This window comes from Dolichospermum sp. UHCC 0406 (genome assembly GCF_009712025.1).
GTDB classification, from domain to species: Bacteria; Cyanobacteriota; Cyanobacteriia; order Cyanobacteriales; family Nostocaceae; genus Dolichospermum; species Dolichospermum lemmermannii.
The window spans coordinates 198,101-217,032 of the sequence record NZ_VILA01000002.1; the positions used below are offsets into that span (position 1 = coordinate 198,101).

General features: G+C 37.7%; 17 protein-coding genes and 1 pseudogene. 8 read left to right on the plus strand and 10 right to left on the minus strand.

Going from position 1 to position 18,932, the window contains the following annotated elements; genetic code table 11:
• Positions 1 to 34: 34 nt before the first annotated feature.
• The 6 genes from FJR09_RS03280 to FJR09_RS03305 form a co-directional block, all read right to left on the minus strand.
• On the minus strand, positions 35 to 2,425 hold the full coding sequence (locus FJR09_RS03280) for a DUF3769 domain-containing protein (RefSeq protein WP_168653778.1): 2,391 nt from the start codon (positions 2,423 to 2,425) through the stop codon (positions 35 to 37).
• A gap of 98 nt (positions 2,426 to 2,523) precedes the next feature.
• Complete coding sequence (locus FJR09_RS03285; protein WP_083881405.1) at positions 2,524 to 2,640, minus strand: photosystem II reaction center protein I; 117 nt, start codon at positions 2,638 to 2,640, stop codon at positions 2,524 to 2,526.
• Positions 2,641 to 3,116: 476 nt separating this feature from the next.
• The gene (locus tag FJR09_RS03290) at positions 3,117 to 3,656 is read right to left on the minus strand and encodes a hypothetical protein (protein ID WP_148279004.1); all 540 of its coding nucleotides are present in this window, start codon (positions 3,654 to 3,656) and stop codon (positions 3,117 to 3,119) included.
• Positions 3,657 to 4,081: 425 nt separating this feature from the next.
• Positions 4,082 to 5,029: a DUF4351 domain-containing protein gene (locus FJR09_RS03295; protein WP_015078194.1), complete on the minus strand. Its 948-nt coding sequence runs from the start codon at positions 5,027 to 5,029 to the stop codon at positions 4,082 to 4,084.
• Positions 5,030 to 5,128: 99 nt separating this feature from the next.
• Positions 5,129 to 5,233 carry a DUF4351 domain-containing protein gene (locus FJR09_RS03300; RefSeq protein ID WP_235081921.1) on the minus strand — a complete coding sequence of 35 codons (105 nt, stop codon included), beginning with the start codon at positions 5,231 to 5,233 and terminating at the stop codon, positions 5,129 to 5,131.
• A 175-nt stretch (positions 5,234 to 5,408) separates the two neighbouring features.
• Complete coding sequence (locus FJR09_RS03305; RefSeq protein ID WP_015078193.1) at positions 5,409 to 6,008, minus strand: hypothetical protein; 600 nt, start codon at positions 6,006 to 6,008, stop codon at positions 5,409 to 5,411.
• A gap of 508 nt (positions 6,009 to 6,516) precedes the next feature.
• Here FJR09_RS03305 and glgP point away from each other — a divergent pair.
• On the plus strand, positions 6,517 to 9,081 hold the full coding sequence (gene glgP, locus FJR09_RS03310) for an alpha-glucan family phosphorylase (protein ID WP_168653429.1): 2,565 nt from the start codon (positions 6,517 to 6,519) through the stop codon (positions 9,079 to 9,081).
• A 192-nt stretch (positions 9,082 to 9,273) separates the two neighbouring features.
• Here the strand turns inward: glgP and FJR09_RS03315 are convergent, their stop codons facing one another.
• The 3 genes from FJR09_RS03315 to FJR09_RS03325 all read right to left on the minus strand — a co-directional run bounded on the left by FJR09_RS03315 (position 9,274) and on the right by FJR09_RS03325 (position 10,863).
• Positions 9,274 to 9,663 (minus strand): hypothetical protein, encoded by a 390-nt coding sequence (locus FJR09_RS03315; protein WP_168653430.1) that lies wholly within the window; start codon positions 9,661 to 9,663, stop codon positions 9,274 to 9,276.
• A gap of 66 nt (positions 9,664 to 9,729) precedes the next feature.
• Positions 9,730 to 10,380 carry an isoprenylcysteine carboxylmethyltransferase family protein gene (locus FJR09_RS03320; RefSeq protein WP_015078190.1) on the minus strand — a complete coding sequence of 217 codons (651 nt, stop codon included), beginning with the start codon at positions 10,378 to 10,380 and terminating at the stop codon, positions 9,730 to 9,732.
• A 132-nt stretch (positions 10,381 to 10,512) separates the two neighbouring features.
• Complete coding sequence (locus FJR09_RS03325) at positions 10,513 to 10,863, minus strand: translation initiation factor (protein WP_015078189.1); 351 nt, start codon at positions 10,861 to 10,863, stop codon at positions 10,513 to 10,515.
• A 108-nt stretch (positions 10,864 to 10,971) separates the two neighbouring features.
• On the opposite strand from FJR09_RS03325, the gene FJR09_RS03330 reads away from it, so the two are divergent.
• The 7 genes and pseudogenes from FJR09_RS03330 to FJR09_RS03360 all read left to right on the plus strand — a co-directional run bounded on the left by FJR09_RS03330 (position 10,972) and on the right by FJR09_RS03360 (position 18,032).
• On the plus strand, positions 10,972 to 11,409 hold the full coding sequence (locus FJR09_RS03330) for a GxxExxY protein (RefSeq protein WP_015078188.1): 438 nt from the start codon (positions 10,972 to 10,974) through the stop codon (positions 11,407 to 11,409).
• Between the two features lie 72 nt (positions 11,410 to 11,481).
• On the plus strand, positions 11,482 to 13,239 hold the full coding sequence (locus tag FJR09_RS03335) for an McrB family protein (RefSeq protein WP_015078187.1): 1,758 nt from the start codon (positions 11,482 to 11,484) through the stop codon (positions 13,237 to 13,239).
• Positions 13,236 to 14,423, plus strand: coding sequence for an McrC family protein (locus FJR09_RS03340; protein ID WP_168653431.1), 1,188 nt, complete (start codon positions 13,236 to 13,238; stop codon positions 14,421 to 14,423). Before FJR09_RS03335 ends, FJR09_RS03340 begins: the two co-directional genes overlap by 4 nt.
• 67 nt (positions 14,424 to 14,490) lie before the next feature.
• Positions 14,491 to 14,631 (plus strand): annotated as a pseudogene (locus tag FJR09_RS03345) (DUF2887 domain-containing protein); the annotation flags it as partial.
• A 229-nt stretch (positions 14,632 to 14,860) separates the two neighbouring features.
• Positions 14,861 to 16,099, plus strand: coding sequence for a tryptophan synthase subunit beta (gene trpB / locus FJR09_RS03350; RefSeq protein ID WP_041457506.1), 1,239 nt, complete (start codon positions 14,861 to 14,863; stop codon positions 16,097 to 16,099).
• 356 nt (positions 16,100 to 16,455) lie between these two features.
• Positions 16,456 to 17,019 (plus strand): CAP domain-containing protein, encoded by a 564-nt coding sequence (locus FJR09_RS03355; RefSeq protein ID WP_015078184.1) that lies wholly within the window; start codon positions 16,456 to 16,458, stop codon positions 17,017 to 17,019.
• A gap of 383 nt (positions 17,020 to 17,402) precedes the next feature.
• Positions 17,403 to 18,032: a ribonuclease D gene (locus FJR09_RS03360; protein ID WP_015078183.1), complete on the plus strand. Its 630-nt coding sequence runs from the start codon at positions 17,403 to 17,405 to the stop codon at positions 18,030 to 18,032.
• Between the two features lie 397 nt (positions 18,033 to 18,429).
• On the opposite strand, the gene FJR09_RS24540 is transcribed toward FJR09_RS03360, so the two are convergent.
• Positions 18,430 to 18,885 carry an IS1634 family transposase gene (locus FJR09_RS24540; RefSeq protein WP_083881403.1) on the minus strand — a complete coding sequence of 152 codons (456 nt, stop codon included), beginning with the start codon at positions 18,883 to 18,885 and terminating at the stop codon, positions 18,430 to 18,432.
• Positions 18,886 to 18,932: the final 47 nt, after the last annotated feature.

Consider the following 18,932-nt stretch of genomic DNA (forward strand, 5'->3'; position numbering starts at 1 on the left):
AAGATAAAAATGATGGACTCATAACTCCTGATTTTCAATTATCCTGACGGACTACACCACCAACAACGGGTTTAACTTCTCCATTAGAAAATGGATCTGTACCACCTGTCCAATTAAAGTCACTAATACGAATACTAAAGCCACCTAACTGGAGAACAGGATTGTAACGCAGGCTAATACCATAGGTGCGACGGCTATATTCCATAATATAATCAGTGCTAGTAGCTTTACCTGTATCGAGGTTAATGGATGTTTGCAAACCTAGCCGGAACGGTCCATAAAGTTGCTGAGAAAGACCCGCATTCAGGACTTTATTATCAACTAAACGGTCAAAGAGAAAAGGTGATAAACCGCTGTTAGTTCCCTGGGAATAGGTGAGATTAAAGGCGGTATAATCTAAGTAAGGGCGAGAAAAATTCCCAATCTGTCCCACTAAACCCATAGTCCCAGTTAAAGTGCTTTGGTTATCGCTGCTACCATAATAGCTAGTAGTTCCCGTGATACCTGCGATCGCTTGCAAATACGGTACAACAGGATTAGATGTATATTTTAGTCCCTCAGTCGCTGTAGCTGCCAATGGTTTCCCTTGCCACAAATTGATACCACCACTCAAAGCCACACTTCCTTGTAAACGACTCAGCGAAATCCGATCATTTTTCCGCACTGGGGAGAGTAAATCTTGACGATCCGTGTTTGCATCTATATATTGAGCGCCACCTTGATAGCTAAGATTGATGCCGCTTTTGCCTAAAGGAATAACGGGAGAAGAGATAATTCCACCGATACTACTTTGTACAGTTTGATAGCCAAGACTACCATTATACAAGCGATCGCGGTAACTAGATTCTAAACTCAATGTATAAGGATTGACATTACCCAATATTTGGCGTAACCGCAAACTCCCGCGTAAACTATTTTCCACCTGATCGAAATCAAAACTAGTTAACTCTCCCGTACCTTCCAGAATAGTTTTGGGACCAAAAACAGCATTCAGCTTGCTCTTGACACCAAATAAACTGGCCACATTCCCACTATCTTTAAACGCCCTTTGCACATAGAACTGGGGGATAATAGTCCAGCGTTTTTGATCAGTATTAATCGGTTCAAAACTGCGTTCTACATACACACCACCCCGTTTACCATTATCAAAACCAGGAGAGACAATAGTAGGATTTACTTGGCGTGGTCGTCGATCTATAGTTCGACGATTCACAGGAATAGGGATAACAACTTTTTGATCAAAAACCAACCGTTGACGCTGGGTAACAATCCGGTCTATTAAAGGTGCTTCTCGCGTCACCGTCACCTGTTCCGCCCTAACTTCTAGTTCCGGTGGTGAAAAAGGATCATTCGTAATTCTGACATCTTGCGCTTGAAAACCTCGCGGATAAAATTCAATCCGTTGGGCTTCAAAACGTAACCGCTTGACAACACCTCCAGATTCTTGTGCAGGTACATTTCGCACATCTGACTGACCACTAGCATTAAATTGTATTCCTCCAGGACTATTTACACCCGCTATAGGTTGATTAGCGCGAATCCGATTACTTAAAGGCTGGCTAGGTACACCACCCGCTGTAATATCTGTAGGAAGCGACGGTGAAAAAGCAAAATCTGTACCTGTGGTGGGGATATAAAGTTCACCTTTACCGTTTTCCAACTCCCCATTATCTTGAATAAAATTATAAGTAAAACGTTTTCCTTGCAGTACCTGATTACCTCTAGTCAAAGCTACATTACCTTCCCCCACCGCAATCAAATTATCCAAATTGATGTGCAAACTATCGGCATCAATCACTGCTCCATCAAATCTGACCACGACATTACCATCAGCCGTGACAATTCGCCTTTGCTCATCATACTCCTGGCGATCGGCAATTACCTCCACAACTCTGCCTTTCCCCGCGGGAATCTTCTCTACTTGTGGGAGTTGGGGTGACGGCGGAAATTCCACAGTAGTCGGTGTTGACTCTCGATTTTCGGGATTTCTCAGCTTGAATTCAATCAGATTTTGGACTGGTGCAGCCGCAGGTTTCTTGTCACCAACAGACAGATCAAATTTTCCTCCAGATTCCTGTAAATTCACATTACCGGACTCAGTTGGGGGGATTGGTGTGGCTGCTAAAACTACCGATTTATCAAGAAATAATTGATTTTTATGACTAACTTCACCGTTGACTTGAGGATAGGTGGGTAAAGACTGGGGCGCTAAGTTTTCTGGTGAAGATGAAGAAGCTTTCGTAACAACATCTTTCTTGACTAGGCTGATATTTAATTGATACTTATTATCCTGATTTTTACCGACAATTATCAGTTTTCGTCTATCAGTTTTAATCTTGACAACAGTAGCAGAAGCGAGATGATCAACAGGTTTTAAAGATTCAAGACTTGGAGGTAGCTGAGGCGACAATACTGGATGAAACATATTTTCAAGCTGACCAAAAAGCAAAAAATAGCCGGAAGGTTGAATTACATATTAGCCTCTTTCTACCTTCCAGCCACTAGGGGTGATTTGTTGGATATTTATTCTGCGTCCCGACGGCCAGGGTTGCGGGCTGGGTCATTGGACAAAAACCCGAATATGAAAAGGCTGACAAAGAAGCCGACCACAATATAAACAGCGATTTTTAAACTCAACATAGAACTAACTCCCAGGGGTTTGGTAAATAGCAACTAATTTATCTTACCTATATCTTGTACCTTTGGCGAGAGAATAGAGAACAGCAGTCTCGCAGGTTGGGTAGAACGAAGTGAAACCCCAATATTAAATGTAATATACTTATGGACTGTGTTGGTTTTCGTACCTCAACATTAAATGTAATATACTTATGGACTGTGTTGGGTTTCGTACCTCAACCCAACCGACAAATTAAAATGGTTGATAACAATAAGTAGGTTGGTGTTAAAAATTGTCGTTATAGCACTCTTGCAAGGGTGAAGAAGTTTTCAACCATTTTACTTTTCGGCGTTGCTGATTTGAGGTATGAAAATGATTTTTGATGATTTCAAAACCCTTGTAGAGACGTTCCTCATGTAGGGATTCTCGTCTCTACACCTAAATTCATACCTGGTTTCAGCAACGCCTACTTTTCTTGACAGAGTTTGGTTTTATTGTGTTAACCTACTTGTCTATATGTCGAAACTGTTACATCAGGATTATTAATGGTTTTTAACGCCATTCTATTCCTCGATTGTTTCCATAGGTACATTAAAGCTAAGATGGGGATGGTGGGTAATATAGCACCTGGACTGATGTCGAATGGTACGGGGGTTACAGTGAAGGGCTCATTAAAAGCGTAATTTTCATATTTATTTGGATCTGGGAAATCGCCTACTGGTGTTTTTTGGTATTGAAAGTTAATAGGAGGGAAGACTGGTGGATTGAGTTTTATCTTTGGGACTGGGTCTGTTAATCCTATAATTTGTCCAGCAGAACCATCATTGAAGTTGATAATACCCCATATGTTAGTAATTGTGTAGAAACCATTCTGATCAGCTGTATCTCCAAGTTCAATTTGACCACTTCCGCTTACATTTAAACCCGATGCGTCCCAATTAAATGTGATAGCTTGTGCTGGCTTTTCCCATGCGACAAGGCTAGTGGCTAAAGCACCACCAACAACAACTAATGGCAGAATCTGAGATAGTTTCATCATGATATATCTTTGTATTCATGTTTGAATTTGACCTATATCTCAGTATAGTAGCAATGGTGTTATTGTCTTTTTTTTTACAAACTTTTACAAGATTTTATCGAAAACTCTCATATCTCGTCTGTTTATGCCAAAAAACAACCGCCTCCATGATGGTAAGCGGTTCTGCACAATTCAATGGACATCCCCAAAAAAGTAGAGACGTTCCATGGAACGTCTCTACTACAAGGGTCTTATGTCAAGCATCTTTAAACTCGGCCTATGTCTATTAAATAGAATTTGAAGATAGTTCTTCCTTATCAAGTCTATGATAACAAATTCAAAATCAATTGTCAAGCCCCTAATCCCAATTTTCGGCGGGAAAAATCAAAAAGTTTTCAATTCTTCATAAAGTCATGAAAACATCATCAACGGTCTTTTGAAAAAGATTAGCTAACAGATTGTAACCAAGTTTGTAAATCTGTAACTGAGGTAAAATCTAACAAGGCTTCTCCTAATTCCTCCAGTTGTTCGACAGGTAATTTTTGGACTTGTTGAATCAATGATGAGTCCATTGTACCAATGCGGCGATTTAACTGACGGATAATCAGAAGTTGTTCTCCTTGTTGTAGTCCTCGTTGTTCTCCTCGTTGTTCTCCTCGTTGTAGTCCTTCTTGTAGTCCTTCTTGTCTAGCGAGTTCTCGCTCTTGTTGGTAAAGTGGTGCTAATCTCATAATCAACTCCCTATCTTCTGTTTCTATTTCTGGACTTTGATTTATTCTCAAGTTCTGTTGCAGGTTGTAAAGTAATTCTAATGTGATTTTCACATAAGGCTGATTTGATGGTAAGGCTGCTAATTCATCAATTGCTCGTTTTTGCACCGTTCCTCTGCCCAAAAGTCTTAACCACAATGTTTCTGGAATAGGTGGTAATTGATGAATGACAATAATTGCTGCGCGGAAAGACTCTGGTAAATAGTATATTCCTGGTAAAGAATCTGATTCCAATGTACCATGAAATCCTGATAGCAGTTTCTTAGACGCTGTGGGTGTGAGAATCCATAATTTAGGAAAATTACTTTGTGCTATTTTGGTTGCATTACGTTTTGCTTCTCGTTTTAATGCACCTCTAACTTCTAATGATTTTAATAGACAATCACATATTTCTTCTGTTGAGGCTGGGTTGCGAAATGGTTCAAATATGGCTAGTGTGGTGGCTAGTTTACCTAATAACCCTAATGATGCTATATCCGCTTTTTGTTCAAGAAATGGTGTAAATAATACATCTATTTCTCGTACTTCTCCAGATACATGACTGGGTGCTTCTACTTTTCCATAAGGTTTTAGTAGTTCTTCTAAATAATCTTTGGCGAATTGGTCATGTATAAATCTCGTCATTTATTCGATTTTTGCTAATACATAGATATTAATTTAACATTTTTGGGGTAATGGCGATCGCTACTAGAAATGCGATCGCCTAAACTAAATAAAGTGATATTAATTAGTAAATTGTAACCAAGTTTGTAAATCTGTAACTGAAGTAAAATCTAACAAGGCTTCTCCTAATTCCTCCAGTTGTTCAACAGGTAATTTTTGAACCAAATATAGATAAATAGGGTGCGTTACCGACAGCGTAACGCACCCTGAACTTGATTAATGGTGCGTTACGGCTTTGCCTAAGGCACCCTACAAATACCTTTGCTATGAGACTAATTTTTCTCTGCCGTTTTCTTGAACTGTTAGGTATGGAAAACAGCAAAGAAGGAGGTTAAAAAGTTTATGAGACTGTTACAGCAGGCTTTTCAGTGGTTCTTAATGCTATTCTACTTCTGGATTGTTTCCATCGGTACATTAAAGCTAAGACAGGGATGGTAGATAACATAGCACCCGGTGTTGTGTCAAAGGGTACGGGGGTAGCGGGGGTGTATGTGAGAGTTGTAGAGTATATGTCTACTACTCCTGAAAACGCCTGACCTGTACCAACCGGAGATAAAAGTGAACCCAAACTACCTGGCACGACATTGAGAGCCAACATCTCTGCGGTATTATACGCTAGAAAGTTGCTTGACGTAATCGTGTCATTAAATACTGTAAAGGAATTCAAAGATGGAAACGGAAAATAAGATAACACATCTACAGGTTGAGTATATCCTAGTGCAGCAGGGGCTGAATTTATTTTAACAGACGTAGCCGCAAATGTTCCATTACCATTTGGCAAATCTAATGTACCTGATACAGTCCCATTAACTGGACCAACAGTATTGTCAAAACTGAAATTGAATACTTGGATTGCTTGTGCTGGCTTTTCCCATGCGACAAGGCTAGTGGCTAAAGCACCACCAACAATAACTAATGGCAAAATCTGAGATAGTTTCATGAGGATAAATCCTTGTATCCGTGTTTTAATTTAAGCTATGCCTCAGTATAATATAGATACAGTCTTTGTCTTTTTTTTTACAAAGGTTTAACATAGTTTCACAAAAACTCCCATATCTCGTCTGTTTATGCCAAAAAAAACAACCGCCTCCGTGATGGTAAGCGGTTCTGCACAATTCAATAGACATCTCCAAAAAAGTAGAGACGTTCCATGGAACGTCTCTACTACAAGGGTTTGATGTCAAGCATTTTTAAACTCGGTCTATGTCTATTGAATGTAATTTTAAGATAGTTCTTCCTTATCAAATTCATGATAACAAATTTAAAATCAATTGTCAACCCCCAAATACCTATTATCGCCGGAAAAAATCAAAAAGTTTTCAATTCTTAACAAAGTCATGAAAACATCATAAACAGAGTATAAAGAGTTGGCAAGATTAGGTAAAAACAGTCAACAATAACTTTATGGCAGTTATCGGGGTATTGTTTAGTAAATTATTTAGTATATCATGCAGCCAATTCGCACCTTTAACGTTTCTCCTTCACTACCGTCCAGACTAGAACCTTTACGAAAACTGGCGTATAATCTCCATTTTGATTGGAATGTAGAGAGCAAAGACCTATTTCGTCGTTTAGATCCTGATTTATGGGAATCTACCCACCATAATCCAGTATTGATGCTGGGAACTATTAGTCAAAGCCGACTATTAGAAGTTGTTGAAGATGAAGGCTTTTTAGCGCAAGTAGACAGAGCAGCGCGGCAGTTAGAAGATTATTTGCAGGAATACACTTGGTATAAAAAACAAAGAAATCAGCATCAGAAGGAATGTTACGCCTATTTTTCTGCTGAATTTGGGTTAGTAGATTGCTTACCTGTATATTCAGGTGGTTTGGGTGTACTCGCAGGAGATCACCTTAAATCTGCGAGTGATTTAGGATTACCTTTGGTGGGTGTGGGCTTATTATATCAACAAGGCTACTTTGCCCAGTATCTTAATGCTGATGGTTGGCAGCAAGAACGCTACCTCATCAATGATTTCTATAATATGCCCTTGCATTTGGAACGGAATCCCGATGGTACAGAACTACGGATTGCGGTAGATTATCCTGGACGCAAGGTATATGCGCGGGTGTGGCGTGTCCAGGTAGGGACAGTAGCCCTGTATATGCTCGATACTAATATTGAGCCTAACAAGGCTTATGACCACGATATCACCGATCAGTTGTATGGTGGTGATATAGATATGCGTATCCACCAAGAAATTATGCTGGGCATAGGTGGTGTGCAAATGCTGAAAGCCTTGGGGTATGAAGTCACTGCTTACCACATGAATGAAGGTCATGCGGCCTTCTCTGCTTTAGAACGTATTCGCACTCTCATTCAAGAAAAAGGACTGAATTACAGAGAAGCTAGACAAGTAGTATCTTCTAGTAATATCTTCACTACGCATACTCCAGTCCCCGCAGGGATTGACTTATTTGCCCCCGACAAGATCTTGCATTATCTGGGTTACTATGCAGATATCTTTGGTTTACCGAAAGAGCAATTTTTAGGCTTGGGACGAGAAAATACTGGTGATTTGTCCAGTCCCTTCAGTATGGCGGTATTAGCCCTGAAAATGGCGACGTTCTCCAATGGTGTGGCACAATTGCACGGTGTTGTTTCCCGGCAAATGTTCCAAGGTTTGTGGCAAAAAGTTCCAGTGGAAGACGTACCAATTGCTGCCATTACTAACGGTGTCCATGCCCGCAGTTGTGTAAGTAAATCTACGCAAGAGCTATACGATCGCTATCTTGGTCCAAATTGGTCATCAGCGCCACCGGATAACCAATTGTGGGAACGCATGGATGCAATTCCTGATGAAGAGTTATGGCGGAATCACGAACGCTGCCGTTTGGATATGGTATTGTATGTTCGAGAACATTTAGTTAAACATTTGCGCGATCGCGGTGCTTCTGCTTCGGATATTGCCCAAGCCCAGGAAGTGCTTGATCCTAACGTTTTCACTATTGGCTTTGCCCGTCGCTTTGCTACCTATAAACGCGCTACTTTATGGATGCGTGATTTGGAACGAATTAAGCGGATTTTACTCGCTAACAAACACCGCAAAGTGCAGTTTGTGATTGCGGGGAAAGCCCACCCCAAAGATATCCCTGGTAAGGAATTAATTCGGGATATTAACCACTTTATCCGCGAACACCATTTAGAAAAACAAGTGGTGTTTGTGCCTAACTACGATATTCACATCGCCCGCTTAATGGTAGCAGGTTGTGATATCTGGTTAAATACTCCCCGTCGTCCTAGAGAAGCTTCGGGGACAAGTGGTATGAAAGCCGCTATGAATGGCTTACCCAATTTGAGTGTTCTTGATGGTTGGTGGGATGAAGCGGACTATGTTCGCACCGGTTGGGCGATAGGACATGGTGAAAACTATGATGATCCTAATTATCAAGATGAGATAGAAGCTAACGCTCTCTATGAGTTGTTAGAGAAGGAAGTTATTCCCCTATTCTATGATCATCGTGATGGTGATGGTTTGCCTCGTCCTTGGGTAGCAAAAATGAAAGATGCGATTCGGTTGAATTGTCCTTTCTTTAATACAGCCCGGATGGTGAGAGAATATGCAATGAGAGCCTATTTCCCGGCGAGCGATCGCTATCATACCCTCACCGTTGATAATTATGCTCCCGCTAAGGAATTAGCGGCTTGGAGAGCAAAATTAGGTGAACACTGGTTTAGTATCAAAATCAAGGATATTGACGTATCCGCAGCATCAGACATTGAAGTTAATCAAACTGTAGCGGTCAAAGCTAAGGTAGATTTAGCAACTTTGAGTAATGATGATGTGCAAGTAGAGCTATATCAAGGTTCTATTGATGCCAATGGTGATATCGTCAATGCTGTACCTGTGGTAATGGATTACCAAGGACAGGATACAGATAATTCAAGTGTTTATACCGCAAATATCACTTACACCACTTCTGGTTTGCAAGGTTTATCTTTGCGTGTCTTACCTCGAAATCAATACCTTTCTAGTCCTTATGAACCCAGGTTAATCGCTTGGGCTGAATAAGCAAATAATGTAGAGACGTTTCATATAACGTCTCTACAACAATTGTTAAATTCGGGTAATATTTACAGCGATTTTCAGATCAATGAACTACAGTTTTTGTTTCGCGCAGAGGCGCAAAGTAGGAAAGGCGCAAAGGAAGAAAGTAATCAGAGTGTGGTTTAAATCGCTGAAAACTGCTGTAATCAAAAATCTCTACTTTTTAACAGCTTTAAGTAACCGATTCAAAATCAATTTACCATTAGGTTGAGTTACTTGAACACGAATAAAATTCGGATCACTTGGTTTCCAGATAACTTGGTATTTCATGCCATTATTATTCCAAGTATAAACTTGACGTTGTTTAGTACCGGAAGCAACAGCACCAGATAAGTTAATGTTATTATTACTCTTGAGATTTTCGCCATTATAGTAATAAACATTATTGTCAAAAGATAAAGTCACTTTCCACTCTTTATCACTAAATTCACCCGCTGGATAATTAAACTTTTGTACAGCCATTGCTTGACTAGGAATAGCCATATTAATAATTGCAGGGGTAGAAATTCCTAAAATTGCCGATAAAATGATAGCTTTGTAGTTCATAATTCTCTTCTTTGTAAACCTAATATGATCTGGTTGTGTGTTTAGTCGTGAGCGAAATTATTGACGTTATGCAGTAGTTTCTTCTTTCTGGGAACTTCTGGAATTAAACAACTTAGGGAAGAACAAGCCAGAATTTTCTTTGTATTCCGCAAACTCAGGATATCGAGATAAAGATTGATCTTTTTTCCGCATATTGGGAACAAATATCATGGCTATAAATAACCCCTGAATCACGAAAGGTAGCCAATGTTGAGTTAATAGAGAAAAAGCCAAATAAATCAACACTTCTCCTAAATAATTAGGATTACGACATTTAGCAAAAAAACCTTCTGTAATTAATCCAGTTTTGTACTTGAGTGTATAGTATTTTTGAGCATCACTAGCAAAATGTAAAAACACTCCCGCAATATTCAAAGAAATAGCAACAGCGACTAATGGTAAAGGAGGAACAGTACCACTACTAATGAGAATGAATGGTGCTACCCAGTACAAACAAAGGAGAACAAAGGTAAGAATTCCTTGAGAAGCAGGAATTTCTTGCTCCCATTGCTTATCTGGAAATATGCGATCTTTTAGTAACCAAAGAAAACCATAAGTACCATGCAGGGAAAGATAAACCCAAGCTCCAATAGTAAAATTATGGTATAAAACCATGAGTCCTAAAATGATAAGGAATGTTAGACCTTTGTGAAAATTAATAGGATACTTGATTTTCATGTCCTGATTTTTCTTTAAAGGGCTGAAAATTAGGGAAAGAGATAGAGAGATAGTCCAGTTTTATCTACCTCTCTGACATCATTACTTCTTCGCAATTATCCACACTGCGTGAACAATACCCAAAATATAATTTTAACCACCGCTGATTTTAGCTTTGTAACCCAATTTTACCAAAATCTCTAAAATCTTCTGTTTGTGTTCTCCCTGAACTTCAATTTCGTTATCTTTCACAGTTCCACCTGTACCGCATTGGGCTTTTAACTGTTTTAATAAAGTAGCTAAGGTTTCAGGTTTGGTTTGAAACCCAGTAATAACCGTGACAGTTTTACCTTTGCGTCCAGCGCGAGTAGCTTGGATTCTTACATTTTGCTGATTGGGGGGTAAGTCTTGGATTCCCCGTTCTACAGCGCGTTCCAGTGCGGGTGAACTACCGTTACCAAATTCTTGGTAGACAAAGCCTTTGTCAGATTTGGGATTAGCCATAATATTTAATGCAGGAAAAATAGATTTTCATTGTAAACAATTTTAGCCTAAGCGGGGGTAATTGGATATATAATTGCTACATGATAGAGTGTAAGAAGGTAAGAGGAAATGAACCACGAAGGAGCGAAGTTCACGAAGGAAGAGGAAGAAGGAAGGATGAGAAGGTTGGGTGATGAGGTGGAGAGGTTGGCTTATGCTGTGATTGGGGCGGGTATTGAGGTGCATAGGATGTTGGGTGCGGGGTTTTTGGAGAGGGTATATCAAGAGGCTTTGGGTTTGGAGTTTCGTTTGCGGGGGATACCTTATAAACCTAAACATTTAGTAGCAGTAAAATACAAAGGTTATCCCATGGGTGAGGGGGAATTGGATTTTCTGGTTGGTGATTCCCTAGTTGTTGAATTGAAGGCTGTGGAAAAGTTAGCCCCTATTCATGAAGCGCAAGTTATTTCTTATTTAAAAATGACTAATTGTCCCCTTGGTCTTCTCATCAATTTTAATGTCCCCGTCCTCAAAGAAGGCATTAAACGCATTATTCTTTCCTCTTAACTCTTCTTTCTCTTCCTTCGTGTTCTTCGTGCCTTCGTGGTTTGTTATCAAAAATTTGACACTAGAATTAGCATGAATAAAAAACAAATTATTGCTTGGGGTGATATATCATATACAGTTAGACTCATAACATCTATATACACAAATCATGAATGGCAATTTTTAGAACTGATTTGGGAGGTATGGTCTGTTATTATTGATCATGGTATGGCAACTTATTCAAATAAAATTGAATTATGCGAAGTATTATTCAGATTTATAGCCATTCTTAGTTTTTGCCTTCAATTTAGATTTAATGATTGGGATAATGATTGGGAATGGTTATTTGAGAGAAGATACCCATCAGTTTTTGCAATGATTTATGAAATATTAAAATCAATTAATTTGAATATCAGTAATCAACATGAAATATTAAATTTTATATATAATAAAAATTACAATTTAGATATTGACTATAGCTCTTATGGAAATTATAAAAATATATATGAGTTTTTTGAAGATTTTCGTCATGATAATATAACATTAATTTTTTTGGTTAGAAAATTTCGTGAACAAATATATGAATTATTGATAGATAATTATGAATATGAATTTACAAATTTTGAATATTTACTTCTAAATCAGAAGTTTAATAATGAGGAATATACGGATGATAATGAATATGATGATTATGAATATAGTTTTGATAGATTTAAAACGGAAAAAGCTTTTGAAAAACAACAAGATATTAAGAGACTTAATGAATTAGAAGAAATATATGAATTATACTATAAAAATCAAAAGGAATATAGAAAATTGTATCAATTAGAAACATTAATAATAGATCAATTTATAGATGAATCTGAATTTCATCATTCTGAATATTGGGATGATGAAAATAAAGATTATAATCTAGTATTTCGTCAGAAAAATAATATGTCCTATCAAATAAAAGATGAACTTAAAGAAGAAGTTCTAATTGCTGCCAGGAAACTAGCTGAATATTTCTCTTATCCTAAATTAAACAAAAAATATAATATAAATCAATGTAGCGAAGAAATCTGTTTTGAAGAGACAACCATAGAACGTTGGATACGCGCAACTAATCGTAAAAAACAAGCCATATTCTATGGTTCACCCGGAACAGGTAAAACCTTCATAGCTGAAAAACTCGCAAAACATCTAATCAGTGAAGGTGACGGTTTCTCTGAATTAGTCCAATTTCATCCAGCATATTCCTATGAAGACTTTATTCAAGGTATTCGTCCTCAAAGTGAAGATGGTAAATTAACATATCCACTTGTTCCCGGTAGATTTTTAGAATTTTGTAAAAAAGCCGAGTCATTTCAAGATATTTGTGTTCTCATTATTGATGAAATCAACCGCGCTAATTTAGCACAGGTTTTTGGTGAATTAATGTATTTGCTAGAATACCGTAATCAAGAAATTCCCCTCGCTGGTGGTAATAGATTTCGTATTCCTGAAAATGTCCGTATTATTGGCACAATGAATACAGCAGATAGGTCTATTGCTCAAATAGATCATGCTTTACGTCGTCGTTTTGCATTTATTGAACTGCGTCCTAATTATGATGTGTTAATCAAATATCACCTCAATACAAATTTTGCAGTTATGGATTTAATTAATATTTTAAAACAATTAAATCAAGCGATTAATGATAAAAACTATGAAATTGGTATTTCTTTCTTTTTGACTCCTAACCTACGAGAAGATATAGAAGATATTTGGAAGATGGAAATTGAGCCTTATTTAGAAGAATACTTTTTTAATAACCTAGAAAAAGTAGATGAGTTTCGCTGGGATAAAATCGAGAAACAGATAACAATATGAACCCAGCAAATTTTAAAATTCTGGAAATAACCGAATATCAAACTCAATCTTTTTCTCGTGAGGAAATTTCTGAAGAGGTTGGAATTATCTTATATGAGAAATACCAAAGCCAAGTAAATGTAGAATTTCCCAGTCCTAAAACTCGTTATCAATGGAAACTAACTGCTCAAGGATATGTAGGTTATATTCCTTTAAATTCTGATTTAGCTTTGAAAATAAATCCGAAAGTCCCAATTAAAAATTTATTTGGAATGTTGGAATATGCGTATGATTTAAAAAGTTTTAGATTTCTTGAAGGCTTAATGAATTGTGAATCTATAGAAGATTTTTACAATCACCTCGCTTATGTTTTAGCAGATAAAATAATAGAACGCTGTCGTAAAGGATTATATCGGACTTATGTACCCAAAACTGAGCAATTGGCTTATGTGCGCGGAAGGTTAAATGTTCAACAGATAATTAAAAAACCTTGGAATGTAAAATTACAATGTGCATATCAAGAACACACTGCTGATATTATAGATAATCAAATTTTATTTTGGACGCTTTTTCATATTGGACATAGCGGTTTTTGTACAGAAAAAGTATCATTGATAGTGAGAAAAGCTTATCATGCAATGCAAGGAATGGTATCTTTACAACCTTATAATTCAGAAGATTGTATTGATAGAATTTATCACCGTTTAAATGAAGATTATCATCTTCTACATCAATTTTGCCGATTCTTTTTAGATAACACTAGCCCAAATCATGAAAAGGGTAAAAATACAACTTTACCTTTTTTAATAAATATGGCAAATCTTTATGAAATGTTTGTTGCAGAATGGTTAAAGAAAAATTTACCCCAGAATTTCACTTTAAAAACTCAAGAGAGAATCAATATAGGAGAAAAAATATATTTTAAAACTGACTTAATTTTATATAACACAACAGATTTAACACCTAAATACATTCTCGATACTAAATATAAAAACCCCGAATATTCTTCTCCTAAAGATATAGCCCAAGTAGTAACTTATGCAGTTTCTAAAGATTGTCCAGAAACAGTATTAGTCTATCCAACAGAATTAAATCATTCCCTTGATAAATATCTTGGAAAAATCAGAGTTCGTAACCTCACCTTTTCTCTTGATGATAAAATTGAAGATGCAGGAAATAAATTTTTAACAAAACTATTTTCTTAAATTCTCTCTGCGTCCTCTGCGCCTCTGCGGTTCGTTTTCCAAAATTAGATTAAATTACTCAATTACCGTGAAAACAGATACAATCTTCTATAGCTTATTTCAAGCATTTCCTAGCATCTTCTTTGAATTAATTAACCAACCTCCCACAGAAGCGGGTACGTATGAATTCACATCTCGTGAAGTCAAACAACTAGCTTTTCGTTTAGAAGCAAATTCAGGCTTTACAAAAAGAGCAATCTCAGGAATAAGGGAATTCTCTCGTTCCCATGCTCTGCGTGGGAATGCAGTTGAGAGGCTCTGCCTCTATTATAGGAGGTAGAACCTCTAAGATGGCATTCCCAGTCTGGAGACTGGGAACGAGAGAATAATGCTCTTTATCGGCACCCTCAACAGGTCTAGAATTAAAATTAACTTTGTTCTCTTATTTTACCCAATCCGTGACTACTACACCCCTCTCTCCGAATTTCTCACAAACTGCTTCAGTCCCCGATATTCTAGGACGTTTTGGCCGCTTTGGTGGTAAGTACGTTCCAGAAACTCTTATGCCGGCGTTAGCTGAACTAGAAGCAGCTTATCAGCAATATCGCAATGAACCTGGTTTTCAAGCCGAATTACAAGGTTTATTAAAAGATTATGTAGGACGAGCTACACCTTTATACTTTGCCGAACGCCTTACCGCTAATTATGCTCGTCCTGATGGTACAGGGGCGCAAATTTACTTAAAGCGGGAAGATTTAAATCATACTGGCGCACATAAAATTAATAATGCTCTCGGTCAGGTGTTATTAGCTAAACGCATGGGTAAAAAGCGGATTATTGCCGAAACCGGTGCAGGACAACATGGCGTAGCTACAGCCACGGTTTGCGCTCGGTTTGGTTTGGAATGTATTATTTACATGGGTGTTCACGACATGGAACGCCAATCTTTAAACGTCTTCAGAATGCGGCTGATGGGTGCGGAAGTTCGTCCAGTGTCTGCGGGTACGGGAACGCTGAAAGATGCCACTTCTGAAGCCATCCGGGACTGGGTAACGAATGTAGAAACTACCCATTACATCCTCGGTTCTGTGGCTGGTCCCCATCCTTATCCGATGATGGTTCGGGATTTTCACGCGGTGATTGGTGAAGAAACTCGCGTTCAAGCTCTGGAAAAATGGGGACGTTTACCTGATATCCTGGTGGCTTGTGTGGGTGGTGGTTCTAATGCTATGGGACTATTTCACGAATTTGTCAAAGAACCATCTGTGCGGTTAATTGGAGTAGAAGCTGCTGGTGAAGGTGTGAATACTGGCAAACACGCGGCCACTCTCACAAAAGGCCAGGTTGGTGTATTGCATGGTTCCATGAGTTATCTTTTACAAGATGATGATGGTCAAGTTATTGAACCCCATTCCATTAGTGCTGGTTTAGATTATCCTGGTGTGGGGCCTGAACACAGTTATATGAAAGATATTGGCCGGGCTGAATATTACAGTGTGACGGACGCTGAGGCTTTGGACGCATTCCAACGACTATCGAAGTTAGAGGGAATTATACCAGCTTTGGAAACTTCTCATGCGATCGCTTACTTAGAAACTCTCTGTCCTCAACTTGCTGGTAGCCCCAAGGTGATCATTAACTGTTCTGGACGAGGTGACAAGGATGTACAAACAGCCGCTAAGTTCCTAATTCACTAAATTCTTGTAAAAAACACTTGCTTGCTAATAAATAGTATCCATGACATCTATCATTGGATACTGTTTATTAGTAATCATTTTGATTAATAATGTAGTGTAAATAACATCTACCAGTTTGATAGTCAGGGGTACTATAGCGGTATGCACTTGAGTAAAATTCTAATTTTAGAGAGGCTTATATCCAAAGGGGTTTACTCCTGAATGCTGGAAGCTGCTATATCTAGACTGATTTAAATTGTGAAAATTTGATGATCTTTTAGTTCATAATTAGCAAATAGTATCCTGGTAAGTATTCTGATAATCAGAAGATAGGGTATATATTCAATAAATCCATACATTACTTAACTTAAACCTCTATGTTACGACAAACTGCTTTTGGCATTGCTTTAAGTACGCTTGTCCTTGCTAGTGGCTATATGACTGCTGCGAATCCAGATAATAGTTCTGCTAAACAAACTGGCCGATATCAGCATTCATCACTTGTGACAAGTCAAGCAAAAATATCTAATCTTACTGTTCAAACTACTAATTTAGAACTAGCTGTTTTTACTCAAATTAATCAATATCGGGCGAAACGGGGGCTAAAAAAATTAAATTTAAACGGAAAGATCAGTCAGCAAGCCAGAATTCACAGTCAAAATATGGCTAGTGGTAAAGTTCCTTTTAGTCATCAAGGATTTGAACAGCGGGTAATGACTATTCCTCTTAAATACAGTAGTGCGGCTGAAAATGTAGCTTATAATACGGGATATAGTAACCCTGCCAATGAGGCGGTTTCTGGCTGGTTAAAAAGCCCTGGTCATCTGAAAAATCTTCAGGGTAAATATAATTTAACTGGGGTTGGTGTGGCTGCTAATGAACAAGGAGAAGTTTATTTAACGCAAATATTTTTAAACACTAATACCAGCGGACAAAATTAAGAATTATGCCCTTTGTGATGAAGGGGCATAAATTAATTTTTCAATTTTTAATTTAGCATTTTTAATGAGGCGTTAGAGGATGTTTGAAAAGTATCAGAACTTATCTAGATCCCCCCAACCCCCCTTGAAAAGGGGGGCTAAATTTCTCAAAGTCCCCCTTTCTAAGAGGATGTTTTAAAAGTTTTTAATGTGGAAACAGACCCCTCTCCAAACCTCTCCCCTACCAGGGGAGAGGCTTTAAAAACCCCATTCCCTTGTAGGGAAGGGGGGAAGGGGGGTTAGGTTTTTGGAGATTATGGGTTTCATATAATACTTTTCAAACAACCTCTTAGCGAGAGTCCTGTTGTCTGGCAAAATGAAGATAATTTATATTTGATCAGTTCATGACATTACCAGATTTTCAAGTTGGCGATGGCGATTTAAATGATGCAACTCTTTCTGAGTATTTAAAATCCCCAGCTATCGCTGTTGATACGGAAACAATGGGACTTTTACCTCAGCGCGATCGCTTGTGTCTGATTCAACTCTGTAACCCAGAAGGACAAGTTACTGCTATTCGGATTTCTAGGGGACAAACAGTAGCACCAAATTTGCAAATTCTCATGGAAGCAACCCATATTGTTAAAGTTTTTCACTTTGCTAGGTTTGATGTTGCCACTTTACGGCAGAATTTAGATATTGTTGTGCAACCGATTTTTTGTACTAAAATTGCTAGTAAGTTAGCCCGGACTTATACAAATCGTCACGGACTAAAAGATGTGGTTTTAGAATTAGAAAAGGTGGAGTTAGATAAAAGTTCCCAATGTTCTGATTGGGGTAATGCTAGTAATTTATCTGATGCACAATTAAGTTATGCGGCTAATGATGTCCGTTATTTGTTAAGTGTCCGAGAAAAGCTCACGGCTATGTTACAACGGGAAGAACGTTGGCAAGTTGCCCAAGAATGTTTTCAAGTTTTATCAACAATTGTTAGTTTAGATTTATTACAATTCAAGGACTTATTTGAACATTGAAATATCTGAATTTATAATTTGATTTTGAGTTAATTTACTTTTGGGCTGGGATTTACCCAGCCTATTATTTACTTAGAATTTACTAAAATTAGTAATTGCTTCTGTGATTTTATCCACAACCTCATCTACAATTATGACTCCCAACTCCCCAGAAGCGCGGGTACGAATACTCAAACCCACATTCCGCACTTCAAAAAGTAGTATACAAAAACTACATTTACGAGTAATGAAAAACTAGAATTTTTAAAAACTAAGCAGCCACTAATAAATAAATTATACGCACGAAAAATCAAGCTTTTTTATTATGTTTAAAAAGCTAGTAAGACAGTTTAATTTGAATTTTTCAATCAGTTATGCAAACACAGAAGTGTTGAATCGGGAATTATAGATTCGGCAACTAACATAATAAATAATATTTTTGACAAGCATGAGGTAGGAATTGTAAGATGCGACAATGTGACTCAGTTAAATTAAGAATTCTATGGACTCCTTGTATAATAAGAAAGTGAATCCCTTGGAAACATTGAAATATCCACCTTAATGTGGGAGATTCTGTGGGTTTATTTAGTTGATTTTTAACAGTAGCTTTTTGTGTTTTTAATGCGATTCGTAATTGTCTTTGTCCCAGATTATAAACCAAAAGGCACAATGCCATTAACATCATCATTGTCTCTACTCTTTCTGGATTCTTCACAAAAAGACTATCGGCAAAAAATAACGGGTCTTTGATAAATCTAAATCCTCGCTCTGTTGATTGCTGTTCTTTATATATTCTCAATATTTCTGTAGGTTTTAATTGGGTTGTGTCTAAAATATTCGAAGAATAAAATAAATCGACCACAAGAATTTTCATGTTTTTTGATTAACTCCTGATTTTCTATTAATTTACCTTTGATTTGA